Origin of the sequence: Leptolyngbya sp. GB1-A1, assembly GCF_039962475.1 — a bacterium.
In the GTDB taxonomy this organism is placed as follows: Bacteria; Cyanobacteriota; Cyanobacteriia; order Elainellales; family Elainellaceae; genus Leptolyngbya_A.
This window is the reverse complement of the sequence record NZ_JAMPLI010000002.1, coordinates 234,557-246,471: the sequence shown is the minus strand read 5'-3', so window position 1 is coordinate 246,471 and position 11,915 is coordinate 234,557. Positions and strand designations below refer to the sequence as shown.

The 11,915-nt window shown below is 52.7% G+C and carries 10 protein-coding genes; 7 read left to right on the top strand and 3 right to left on the bottom strand.

The window, feature by feature from the left end; all coding sequences use genetic code 11:
* Window positions 1-19: 19 nt before the first annotated feature.
* A complete protein-coding gene (locus NDI45_RS03035) occupies window positions 20-892 on the bottom strand; it encodes a DUF72 domain-containing protein (RefSeq protein WP_190794367.1) in 873 nt (290 codons plus the stop codon).
* Window positions 893-1,133: 241 nt separating this feature from the next.
* Entirely contained in the window at window positions 1,134-1,298 is a 165-nt protein-coding gene (locus NDI45_RS03030; protein ID WP_190794366.1) for a hypothetical protein, read from the bottom strand.
* 134 nt (window positions 1,299-1,432) lie between these two features.
* On the opposite strand from NDI45_RS03030, the gene dnaK reads away from it, so the two are divergent.
* The 7 genes from dnaK to NDI45_RS02995 all read left to right on the top strand — a co-directional run bounded on the left by dnaK (window position 1,433) and on the right by NDI45_RS02995 (window position 10,499).
* A complete protein-coding gene (dnaK, locus tag NDI45_RS03025; RefSeq protein ID WP_190794365.1) occupies window positions 1,433-4,081 on the top strand; it encodes a molecular chaperone DnaK in 2,649 nt (882 codons plus the stop codon).
* An 11-nt stretch (window positions 4,082-4,092) separates the two neighbouring features.
* Window positions 4,093-5,040: a J domain-containing protein gene (locus NDI45_RS03020; RefSeq protein WP_348246217.1), complete on the top strand. Its 948-nt coding sequence runs from the start codon at window positions 4,093-4,095 to the stop codon at window positions 5,038-5,040.
* Between the two features lie 237 nt (window positions 5,041-5,277).
* Window positions 5,278-6,813, top strand: coding sequence for a hypothetical protein (locus NDI45_RS03015; RefSeq protein WP_348246215.1), 1,536 nt, complete (start codon window positions 5,278-5,280; stop codon window positions 6,811-6,813).
* A gap of 73 nt (window positions 6,814-6,886) precedes the next feature.
* A complete protein-coding gene (locus NDI45_RS03010; protein WP_348246213.1) occupies window positions 6,887-7,798 on the top strand; it encodes a glycine betaine ABC transporter substrate-binding protein in 912 nt (303 codons plus the stop codon).
* Window positions 7,795-8,766: an ABC transporter ATP-binding protein gene (locus tag NDI45_RS03005; protein ID WP_348246211.1), complete on the top strand. Its 972-nt coding sequence runs from the start codon at window positions 7,795-7,797 to the stop codon at window positions 8,764-8,766. The genes NDI45_RS03010 and NDI45_RS03005 overlap by 4 nt, the downstream gene beginning before the upstream one ends.
* 122 nt (window positions 8,767-8,888) lie before the next feature.
* Entirely contained in the window at window positions 8,889-9,311 is a 423-nt protein-coding gene (locus NDI45_RS03000) for a VOC family protein (protein ID WP_348246209.1), read from the top strand.
* Between the two features lie 321 nt (window positions 9,312-9,632).
* Window positions 9,633-10,499: an arylamine N-acetyltransferase gene (locus NDI45_RS02995; RefSeq protein WP_348246207.1), complete on the top strand. Its 867-nt coding sequence runs from the start codon at window positions 9,633-9,635 to the stop codon at window positions 10,497-10,499.
* 62 nt (window positions 10,500-10,561) lie between these two features.
* On the opposite strand, the gene nifV is transcribed toward NDI45_RS02995, so the two are convergent.
* Window positions 10,562-11,695: a homocitrate synthase gene (nifV, locus tag NDI45_RS02990; protein WP_348246205.1), complete on the bottom strand. Its 1,134-nt coding sequence runs from the start codon at window positions 11,693-11,695 to the stop codon at window positions 10,562-10,564.
* Between the last annotated feature and the right edge of the window lie 220 nt (window positions 11,696-11,915).

The window sequence follows — 11,915 nt, the reverse complement described above, 5'->3', positions numbered from 1 at the left end:
GGAGGAGGCAGGGGGTCGGTTAGAAAAGTTCGAGCTGGGTAGATTGAGGCGGAGTAGATTCGTTCAGGCTGATTTGCTCCCAGGGAAGGGGCGGCACAGAGACTTTCTGCTGTGCTAAAAGCTGCTGAAATAAGCGGGCATTTTGCGGCGAGTGAACTTCGACTGGACAGTGAACGAAGAAATACACTTGCGTTCCCTGGGTCAGCCACTCGCGAACTTGCTCGGTCCAGGTGTTGAGATAAGACAGGTTAAAATCGCGATCGGGATGGCTAATATAGCGAATCAGCGTGAACGGAGCCGTCACCACCGGCTGAAGCGGAACCGGGGGCTTGCGTCGCTCCGAGCGCAATTGCGGATCATCGGGGCAGTCATAAATGGGGCGCGTATCGAGCAGAACTCGTCCGATCCCCAGATCAGTTAACAGCGCGTTGAGATGGCTAGCGTATGGCTCTTTGAACCAGTCGGGATGGCGCACTTCCAGAGCAAGGGGCGTTTGGCTGCGCGGAAAAGCGGTGAGAAATGCGGTCAAATCTTCCAGGCGAGCCGGACTGTAGCTGGGCGGGAGTTGGGCAAACATCGGACCCGATCGCTCCCCCAGAGGCTCCATGCGTTTCAGAAAGGCGATCGTCCCCGGAATGGCAGCCGTCAATAATCCTTGATGGGTCAAATCACGCGGAAGCTTCAGGCAAAACTGAAAATCAGCAGGCGTTTCGGTTGCCCATCGCTGCACAGTCGGCGAGTCGGGGATCGAATAAAAGGTCGTATTGCCTTCCACCGTAGTAAATCGACGGCTGTAGAGCCGCAAAAACTCAGACGATCGACTGCCAGAGGGAAACAGCGAGCCGACCCACTCTTTATATGCCCAGATTGCACAGCCTAAGCGGAAATTCATGTTTTGATTCTACAGGTGGGCTGCTTCTTAAAGGAGGTTTGATAGGGATGAGGGTTTCTACATCGCTCCCTAAATCTCCCAATTGTTAATCTCCCAATTGTTAATCTCCCATTTGTCACCTGCCGCTCTAAACGAGCTTTGTCACCTGCCGCTCTAAACTAGCGAGGGCGGACTTCGAATCCTTGTAAGGGCTCGGTTCCCTCCAAAATGGGAGCTAGGGGAGCAACCCAAATCGCGTTATTCAGCGGGTAGGCATAACCAGGATTGCAGACAAAACGGTTCCGATCGGTTTCAGTCGGGAGAGTTCCTCTAGGATGGGTAGAATCGACAGATGAACTGCGGACAGCAATGGTACGCTTTGCAAAAGGGCGATCGGCGTAATTGCAGTAAAAACTGCCTGGGGCATGGGTAAGGTCATCCAACGGTGGAAAGCCGGACTTGACGGAAAACCTTACCGTGTCCATCATCAGTAGCAAGATAGAATGGATTGGCAACCATTCTCAACATTTCGCATTAAACAGGCGAGGAGCTTCGCAGTTCATGGGAAAAGTCGTTGGCATTGACTTAGGAACCACCAATTCAGTTGTCGCAGTGATGGAAGGCGGCAAGCCCATTGTCATTGCCAATGCGGAAGGAATGCGGACGACCCCGTCAGTCGTTGCCTTTACAAAAGATGGCGAAAAGCTGGTCGGGCAAATGGCGCGGCGGCAGTCCGTCCTGAACCCTCAGAATACCTTTTACGGCGTGAAGCGGTTTATGGGTCGTCGCTACACCGAAGTCAACCCAGACGCTAAGCGCGTACCCTATACAATTCGCAGAGACGAAACGGGCAGCGTCAGAATTGTGTGTCCGCGTCTGAAGAAAGACTTTGCGCCCGAAGAGATTTCGGCAATGGTGCTGCGAAAACTGGCAGAAGAAGCGACGCGCTATCTGGGTGAATCCGTGACGGGTGCAGTGATTACGGTTCCTGCCTATTTCAACGACGCACAGCGACAGGCGACCCGCGATGCCGGACGCATTGCTGGACTGGAAGTGCTTCGCATTCTCAACGAACCCACGGCGGCAGCTCTGGCGTATGGACTTGATCGTGCCGACAATGAAACGATTCTGGTCTTTGATCTGGGCGGCGGCACATTTGATGTTTCAATTCTAGACGTGGGCGATGGTGTATTCGAGGTGAAAGCCACCTGCGGTGATACCCAGCTCGGTGGTAATGATTTTGATAAGCGCATCGTAGACTGGCTGGCGGATCAGTTTTTAGAGCAGCATGGAATTGATTTAAGGAACGATCGCCAATCCCTTCAGAGACTGATGGAAGCGGCTGAGAAAGCCAAGATTGAGCTATCGGGAACTACTGTCACCGAGATTAATCTGCCGTTTATCGCCGCCACCGAAGACGGACCCCTGCATCTCGAAACCCGATTGACCCGATCGCAGTTTGAAGGCTTTTGCAGCGACTTGGTGAACCGTCTACGTCAGCCCGTTAAGCAAGCCCTGACAGACGCTCAGCTATCGCCCGCTCGGATCGATCAGGTGGTGCTGGTGGGGGGCGGTAGCCGCATGCCTATGGTAAAGCAGTTGGTGCGATCGCTGATTGATCTGGAACCCAACGAAAACGTCAACCCCGATGAAGTCGTCGCTGTTGGAGCCGCAATTCAGGCAGGTATTCTCACCCAGGAAGTGCGCGATATCCTGCTGCTTGATGTTACGCCACTGTCGATCGGTCTAGAGACGATCGGGGGAGTCACCAAAAAGCTAATTCCCCGCAACACTACAATTCCGGTACGGCGATCGGATGTGTTCTCCACATCGGAAAATAACCAGACGATGGTGGAAGTCCATGTGGTGCAGGGCGAACGCGAAATGGCAAACGATAACAAGTCGCTCGGTCGCTTTAAGCTGATGGGCATTCCGCCTGCGCCACGCGGCATTCCGCAGATTCTGGTGTCATTAGACATTGATGCAAACGGGATTCTGCAAGTCACTGCGCTGGACAAAACCACCGGACGCGAACAGGGCTTAACGATTCAGGGAGCTTCAAACTTGAACGAAGCCGAAGTGCAGCGCATGATCCAGGAGGCAGAGAAGTTTGCTGACCAGGATCGGCAGCTGCGCGATCGCATCGAGAAACGTACCAAAGCAGAGGCTCTCACCTTTGAAGCAGAGCGGCAGTTGCGGGAAGTGGCACTCGATTTTGGCATGCAGTTTGCCAGCTCTTACCGTCGCCGGATCGAAAATCTGGTGCAGGAATTGCGCGGCTATCTGAAGCAAAACGACGATCGCGGCATCGACATCACTCAAGCAGACCTGCGCGACGCAATCTACGAATTGCAGCAGGAAGTCTATTCCCTTACCCGCGACGACGAAGACGAGAAAGATTTCTTCGGCTCAATTCGCCGCACTCTGTCCAGCATTGGCGATGACCTGTTTGGCGACGATGACGACTATTACTACGACGATCGCCGGGATTATGGACGCGACCTCTACGGGCGCGATTCCCGTCAGGACTACGGACGCGACTATCGCCAGGACTATCGCCAGGATAACGGCAGTCGTAATAACGGTCGCGATGCCTTTGGTAGTGGCGGCAGTGACTATTACAGTGGTCGAGAGGATTATAGAAAAGACACTGGCAAAGATAGCCGCAACAATCTCGGCAGAGAAAGCTTTGGTCGAAGTGACTATCGACAGGATGATTACCGGCAGGATGATTATCGCCGCAACGATTCAAGCAGGGAGAACTTAGGCAAGCCTGGCAGGGATGACTACGATCGAGCCGATCTCGGCAGGGGCAATCAGGGCTACCGGGATGAAAATCCCCGTGATTTAGACCCATTTTCCTCCCGCAATAGTCGGCGCGCCCCCGATGCAGACAACTGGGAGCAGCCGCGTGACCCAAGTCGGCGGGAACCGCGTGACCCCTATGGGGATGAGCCTCGATCGCCCCGTAATGCCGGACGCGGAGAGGTGGATCGACAGCGTGAGCCTTATGCTGAGAACGATCGCTATCTAGAAGATCGGTATGACGCAGATCGATCGCGTCCCCGTGACCCTTATGCTGAGGACGATTACCCTCAGGGGGAAAGTGCTTCGCAACGCTATCGCCGAGATGCCCGCCGCTCCTATCCGCCCAGCGATCCCTACACCAATGCGGCGGATGACGATTGGGACGATGACGACGAGTGGTAGAGGACACCGCAATGCAAAACTTCCGAAACTATTACGCGATTTTGGGAGTTTCCGCCGATGCCACGGTCGAAGAGATTAAAAAGACTTTCCGCCAATTGGCGCGGCAGTATCACCCGGACATGAACCCCGGCGATAAGGTCGCAGAGGAAAAGTTCAAAGATCTCAACGAAGCCTACGAGGTTTTGTCGGATACAACCAAACGCGCACAGTACGACAAATACAAGCGATTTTGGGACAAGGATGGCGGCAGCAAACAGCGCGGCTGGGGTAACTTTAATCGTGCTCCTGAAGACATGGACTTCGGGCAGTTTCGCGACTTCAACTCGTTCGTCGATCAGTTGCTAAACCGCCGAGACCAGCCTGCCGACCCCCCGCCTGCCCGCGATCGCGATCCCTTCCGCCCTGGCACAACCAAAACGACCTACACCGTTCCCCGCTCTGGACCCAAACCCCGTAATGCGGAGGCAACCCTCACTGTTCCCCTCGATCGCGCCTACACCGGGGGACGGGAGCGGATTCGCTTGGAAGACGGTCGATCGCTGGAAGTGAATATGCCTGCCGGAATGTTTACCGGACAAAAGGTGCGCCTGAAAGGACAGGGCATCAACGGCGGCGATTTGTATCTGACAATCGAAGTCTCACCCCATTCGTTCTTTCAGCTCGACGGAGCCGATATCTATTGTCAGTTGCCCATTACCCCTGCTGAAGCAGTGCTGGGCGGACCGATCGAAGTTCCCACGCTGGATGGCTTAGCCCGCATGATGATTCCACCGGGTGTGCGATCGGGTCAACGGCTGCGGCTGGGGGGCAAAGGATATTTGATTGACGGCGATCGAGGCGATCAAATTGTGGAAGTTCAAATCGTCACCCCCAAAGATCTGACCGAGCAAGAGCGAGAGCTATACGAAAAACTGCGGCAGATCGAGACATTTGATCCGCGTGCAAACTTGCCGATTTAGTCCGGTCTATCCTTCAGCTTTGTTATTGTGGTTGTGACCAAAGCCTGACTATCACAACCGAATACCTGTAGGGAAAAAGTATTAGGGACACAGCATTCGCGTCGAGATTCTTAGTGCTCAAGCCATAGCTAGCGTTCGTGAGCCAAGCTCAGAAAACTTGATTAATGGCTCGACATCAAGGACACTCCTTAAAGCACAGGTTTTAACATAACAGTACAAAGTTTTAACTTTGACAGCATGGCTAATTCGTTGAGTCGTCTTAAATCGCTTCGTCAGCCGATCGATCGCACTGCAATTGTGCTGATTTTGGCATTAACGCTGGCAATTGGCGGACTAATCATTAAAGGCGATCGGGCAATGGCACGAGTGCGCGACTTTAGCTGGGCGGGGCGGCAAGTCGGCGCAGAAGATACAGCATTTATTCTCACTTTTAGCCGTCCGATGGATCACAGCAGCGTGGAAAGTAACCTGAAGATCGATCCACCGCTGAGCGGCAAGGTAAGCTGGGCAGGCAGACGCATGGCATACACCCTAGAAACTCCGGCTCCCTACGGAGAAACTTATCAGGTGACGCTGAGCGGCATTCGCGATCGGTTTACCCCTGCCCATGATCCCCATGCCGGAAACTCGCAGTTTAGCGGCACGTTTCGCACCCGCGAGCGAGCGTTTGTTTATCTGGGTGTAGCGGGGGAAGAGAAAGGGCGACTGGTGCTGCAAAATTTGACCCGCCAGGAAAAGCGCATCCTCACGCCGCCAAACCTTGCCGTAATGGAGTTTGAACCGTATCCGCAGGGCGATCGCATCTTATTTTCGGCGACGGACTCGGCTCAGAATATGCAGAACGTGCTGGATCAGCAGCTTTACACGGTCAGCACTGGAATTCAAATCGAATCTCCTGCCAGCACCCCCACCGAACTGAAGCAGGGTGTTGCGCCTGTTGCGGTTCCGGCGAAGCCTGCGGGCACGATCAATCTCATCCTGGACAACAAAGACTATCAGAATCTCAAGTTTGACCTGTCTCCCGATGGAGAGTCGATCGTCGTTCAGCGCGCCAATCGCAAAAACCAGGCTGAGTTCGGCTTGTGGATGCTGAAAACCGGGGCAGCCCCGCAGCAAATTAAAACCGAGCCGGGCGGTGATTTTTTGATCGCGCCCGATAGCCGATCGCTTGCCATGTCACAGGGTCAGGGAATGGCAATTTTGCCGCTCGCAACGGATGCTCAGCGCCTCGACTTTCTGCCCCGGTTTGGCATGATTTTGAGCTTTTCTCAGGATGGCTCGGCAGCAGCAATGGTGAACTTTAACAGCACGCCCGGTAACCCGTCGCGATCACTGTTTTATGTCACGAATCAAGGCACTGAAAAAGAGCTGCTCAAAACCAACGGTTCGATTCTCAAAGCACAGTTCGACCGGGCAAAGCAGACACTCTACTGCCTCTACACCAAACTGCTGCCAGGAGATTTATACCTGGAAGAACCCTACATTGCCGCAATTCATTTGGAAACCGGAAAGCTCACCGATTTGCTGCGGCTGCCGCTCCAGCGCGATATTCAGGTTAGCCTCGCTCCCGACGGGCTGGGAATTCTGTTTGACCAGATTGTCGCGACCAATGACCCGAATCAGTCTGGTTCAGTTCAGACTCAGGCAGGCACGACGATCGCCAGCAGTCAGCTCTGGTTTTTGCCTGTGGTGCAGGACGATCGAGGCAATCCTGTTCAGGCACAGCCCCAAGCACTCAACATTGCCGGATTACGTCCACGCTGGCTTCCCTGAGTTCGGTATTATGGCAGGATGACTGAAACTGACAGTGAAGCTTCATTTAAATCCCTTACGAAAAGTAGATTCCATGAAAAGAATCCGTCACTTTATCATCCTGCCCCTGCTGGCTTTGGTCACGGCGGGCATTCTGATTGCCTGCGCGACGGGCGGCAATAGCAGCAGCACTCAAACTCCGATTCGGGTTGGCTCCAAGGACTTTACAGAGCAGTTTATCATCGGCGAGATGTATGCCTCGGTGCTAGAAAAAGCTGGGCTTCAGGTCGAGCGCAAGCTGAACCTAGGCGGAACACCCGTGGCTCAAAAAGCACTCGAAAACGGTGAAATTGACGTTTACCCGGAATATACGGGAACCGGACTGCTTACCGTCCTGAAACTGCCGGCGAATAGCGATCAAAAAGCGGTCTTCGACACCGTTTCCCAGAACTACAAGGAGAAATTTAATCTGGTGTGGCTGGAGCCTGCCCCAATGAACAACACGCAGGCTTTGGCGATGACGACTGAAGGTTCTCAAAAGTTTGGAGTAAAAACCATTTCAGACATGGCGGCAAAAGCCAGCGAACTCACGATGATCGGTCCGCCCGAATTTGAAGTGCGCGAAGATGGGCTTCCCGGTATCAAGCAAAAGTACGGTAACTTTCAGCTCGAAGAATACAAGGCGGTCGATGCCGGTTTGCGATACAAGGGATTGGTTGACGGCGAGGCAGATGTCACCGTTGCCTTTGGTACAGATGGCGAAATCAGTGCCTTTAAGCTGATTGTGCTGGAAGACGACAAAAAGTTGTTCCCGCCCTATCAAATTGCGCCCGTGGTGCGGCAGGCTGCGATCGAAAGCCACCCCGATATGCAGAAGGCGTTAAATCAGCTTGCTCCTTTGCTGACGAATGAAACTATGCAGCGACTCAACTACGAAGTCAGCGGCAAGCAGCGCGAACCCGCAGAGGTGGCAAAAGAATTTTTGCAGCAAGAAGGACTGCTGTGAGCCAGATCCGCTTTGATCAGGTATCCCTGCGGTTTCCGGGGGCGACTCGTCCGGCGGTCGATCGCTGTAGCGGCACGATCGACTCTGGCGAACTGGTCGTGATCCTGGGACCGTCGGGGTGTGGCAAAACCACACTGCTGAAGATGGTTAACCGTCTGTATGAGCCGACATCGGGCAGCATTTATCTGGGCGATCGCGATATTCGCCAGGTTTCGCGGACTGCTCTGCGGCGACAGATTGGCTATGTGATTCAGCAGGGGGGCTTGTTTCCCCACATGACCGTTGCCCAAAATATCGGAGTCGTGCCAAAGCTGCTGGGCTGGTCGCGTCCCCGCATTCAGGCAAGAATTGATGAGCTATTGATACTGGTCGAACTACCACCTCAGGAGTTTCGTCGTCGCTATCCGGCACAGCTCTCGGGCGGACAGCAGCAGCGGGTCGGCTTAGCCCGTGCTCTGGCAGGCGATCCGCAAGTGATGCTGATGGATGAACCCTTTGGGGCAATCGATGCCATCACACGCACAACACTGCAAGATGAAATTTTGCGGCTCCAGCGTCAGCTTCAAAAAACGATCTTATTTGTCTCCCATGATGTCGAAGAAGCGTTGCGCCTTGCCGATCGCCTGTTAATTATGCGACAGGGACAAATTATCCAGTTCGATACGCCCTTTCGCGTTTTGACCCAGCCTGCCGACTCCTTTGTGCGAGAGCTGGTGGGCGCAAACGATATAGTGCGTCAACTGGGGCTGCTGCGGGTGCGATCGGTCATGTTGACCACTGCTGAACCCTATCCAATCTCATCTGAGTTGACCCTTTCCCCAGACGATACGCTGCGCCGGGCACTCTCACTCATGCTACAAACCGGAGCGGAAAAGCTGATGGTCGTCGAGCAAGGTCGTGCGATCGGCTTCATTACCTTAGACGAAATCAGGCGATCGAGCCAACCACAACCTATCAAAGAAATGTAATTCTGGTATTGTAATTGACCTGCAATCGATCGATTCAGGCGATCGTCCCCATTGACTTAGTGCAAATGTACTTGCTATTATCGCTTCAAAGTTTAATCTTGAATCGAATCTGACGAGGGTTTATGGAAGATAGCCCCAGTATTCTTTCGCACGTTTCGATCGGCACAAACCATTTTGAACGGGCAGTTGCCTTTTACGACAGCGTGTTGCCAACGTTAGGCTGCAAACGAATTATGGAACATCCGGGCGCAGTGGCTTACGGAAAGATGTATCCCGAATTTTGGGTGCAAACGCCGATCAACGGTCAGCGCGCAACCGTCGGAAATGGTACGCACATCGGGTTTATCGCACCTACTCCAGAAGCAGTCCATGCGTTTTATGAAGCCGCGTTAGCCAATGGAGGAATTGACGAGGGTGCGCCGGGAGGCAGACCTGACTACGGTGAGCCTTACTACGGCTGCTTTGTACGCGACCCGGATGGGCATAAGGTTGAAGCGTCCTACTGGGATGAGCAGCTCATTCAAGAGCTTTATATCGACACATAATCTTTGAGCGCGGTACTACGAAGTGCTGTACAGCATTTAGAGAACCTTGAGCTAGGGGACGTTCATCTAGAAAACATTCATCTATTGGCAGTAGATCGATCTAAAATGACAGCCCCAATGAATGAAAGATCTACAAATGAAAGATTTACGAAAGACTACTTGCTTGAACGGTCAAACAAATTAGACTGAGGAAAGAACTGGGGAACTTTCTTAAATCGTTGCTTAAATCGTTGTTAACGAAAATGCTGCGGCTTTGTTCTCCAGGAGAGAAACTCAACATAACCGTCTTTGAGAATTGAGACGGATAAAGGAGTTTATACATTGGAACAAACTTTCGCCCCAGTCAATCTTGATGCTTATTTTCAGCGGATTGGCTATCGCAACAATGCAAATGGATTCTCTCTTGAGAATAATTATGCTCCGACGCTGGATACGCTCAAAGCAATTCATCAGCGACATCCCGCAGTCATTCCCTTCGAGAATCTGAATCCGCTGCTCCAGCAGCCCGTTCGACTTGATTTGCCATCGCTTCAGCAAAAGCTCCTTGAGCAGGGTCGAGGGGGATATTGCTTTGAGCAAAACTTGCTGCTGCGATCGGTTTTAATCGCCCTTGGATTTCGCGTGACCAGTTTGGCGGCACGGGTTCGGTGGAACATACCTGAAGGAACGATGATGCCCCGAACCCACATGCTGCTTCTGGTTGACATTGACGAGCAGCCCTATATTGCCGATGTGGGATTTGGCGGATTAACGCTGACTGCCCCGCTACGTCTAGTTCCTGACATCGAGCAAAGCACGTCCCATGAGCCGTTTCGATTTATCGCCGACAACCACACCTACACAATGCAGGCTAAGCTCGGCGAGGCGTGGAAGCCGCTCTACACCTTTGACCTTCAGGAGCAGCATTTGCCCGATTACGAAGTATCAAACTGGTATGTCGCAAGCCATCCTGATTCTCTGTTTGTCAATCACCTGATTGTTGCCCGACCTGATATCGACTGTCGCTATTCTCTGCGAAACAATCAGCTTTCGACGCATTATCTGAACGGACAAACCGAACAGCGCGTCCTCAAAACCATTGATGAATTACGCACTGTACTGGAGGATATTTTTCGCTTGACCTTACCTGCGATCGATTCTTTAGATAGAACGCTCCAGCAAATCGTAAACCCCGTCAACAAGCTGTAGGGCAATCGCGGATTGATTCGATGATTGATCTGAATCATCTCGCCAGTTATTGATCTGGTCATTCAGCCGATCGCAGGAGTGGATTTGCGGTGCTGCACCAGCGTCAGCAGTTCGTCTGGAGTCAGATTGCGCTTCATTTGGGTCGATCGCAGCCGGACTGCATCGAGAATCATTTGGGTTTCCTGAGGGGTCAGGGTGATGCCGTGCTGCTGCAATAAATTGATCAGCGAATGCCGTCCCGAATGTTTGCCGATGACGAGACGATGCTGCCGCCCAATTTCTTGCGGATCGTAGGGCTGATAGGCGATCGGGTTTTTCAGAATGCCATCGGCGTGAATACCAGATTCGTGTACAAAAGCATTCTCGCCCACGATCGCTTTCCAGGGTGGAATACAGCTTCCAGAGGCTTTCGCCACAAGCTGAGAAAGTTCAATCAGCTGATGAGTTGCGATTCCCGTTTTAATTCCATAAATTTGTTTCAATCCCATCACCACTTCTTCCAGCGGTGCATTTCCGGCACGTTCTCCCAAGCCATTTACCGTTGTATTCACCGAAACGGCTCCGGCTTTGACTCCGGCTAATGCGTTTGCCGTTGCTAATCCCAGATCGTTATGCGTGTGCATTTCGATATCCAGTGCAGTAGCAGCCATTAACTCCCGCACTTTTTCATAAGTGGCAAACGGATCGAGAACGCCGACTGTATCACAGAAGCGAAAGCGGGACGCACCCCACGCTTGTGCCTGAAGCAAAACATCGAGCAGAAAGCCGGATTCGGCTCTGGAGGAGTCTTCGCCGCCGATCGCCACGTATAAATCGTGATCTTTGGCATAGGCGATCGTGTCTCGCAGTCGAGTAAGCATTTGCTGACGATCGCCCTGAAACTTAACCGCGATTTGAATTTCAGACACAGGAACCGAAATATGCACCCGCGTTAAGCCACAGGCCAGAGATGCAGTAACGTCTGCAATCACGGCTCGATTCCAGCCAATCAGCTTTGCGTTAAGCCCAAGGTGACGAACGGCAGTAATCGCCTGAATTTCGGCATCGCCCATTGCCGGAATCCCGACTTCGATTTCGGGGACGCCGATCGCGTCTAAGAATTGGGCAATTGCTACTTTTTCTTCCAGGTTAAAGGCAACTCCCGCAGCCTGTTCGCCATCGCGTAATGTAGTGTCATTAATCTGGATGAGGGGCATCAGTTCACTCCTGAAGGAAATCGAGAACAGAAACAGCGACAGAATCTTTGAGAATCGCCTTGCTCCTATTCTGATTTGAGTTGCGCCCCGCAAAAGCCGCCGTCTCAGTTCTTTTCAATTCCTCTCAAAACGTCACGTTCGATCGAAACAATGGCGTTCGATTGGGATGAAGCTACTTAAACAGGTTCTTTTGCTGCAAAACTAAACCGACGATCGAACT

Bases quoted from the DNA above. Each gene is read 5' to 3' on its own strand.
- NDI45_RS03035 (WP_190794367.1), bottom strand. From the start codon at position 892: ATGAATTTCCGCTTAGGCTGTGCAATCTGGGCATATAAAGAGTGGGTC.
- NDI45_RS03030 (WP_190794366.1), bottom strand. From the start codon at position 1,298: ATGCCCCAGGCAGTTTTTACTGCAATTACGCCGATCGCCCTTTTGCAA.
- dnaK (WP_190794365.1), top strand. From the start codon at position 1,433: ATGGGAAAAGTCGTTGGCATTGACTTAGGAACCACCAATTCAGTTGTC.
- NDI45_RS03020 (WP_348246217.1), top strand. From the start codon at position 4,093: ATGCAAAACTTCCGAAACTATTACGCGATTTTGGGAGTTTCCGCCGAT.
- NDI45_RS03015 (WP_348246215.1), top strand. From the start codon at position 5,278: ATGGCTAATTCGTTGAGTCGTCTTAAATCGCTTCGTCAGCCGATCGAT.
- NDI45_RS03010 (WP_348246213.1), top strand. From the start codon at position 6,887: ATGAAAAGAATCCGTCACTTTATCATCCTGCCCCTGCTGGCTTTGGTC.
- NDI45_RS03000 (WP_348246209.1), top strand. From the start codon at position 8,889: ATGGAAGATAGCCCCAGTATTCTTTCGCACGTTTCGATCGGCACAAAC.
- nifV (WP_348246205.1), bottom strand. From the start codon at position 11,695: ATGCCCCTCATCCAGATTAATGACACTACATTACGCGATGGCGAACAG.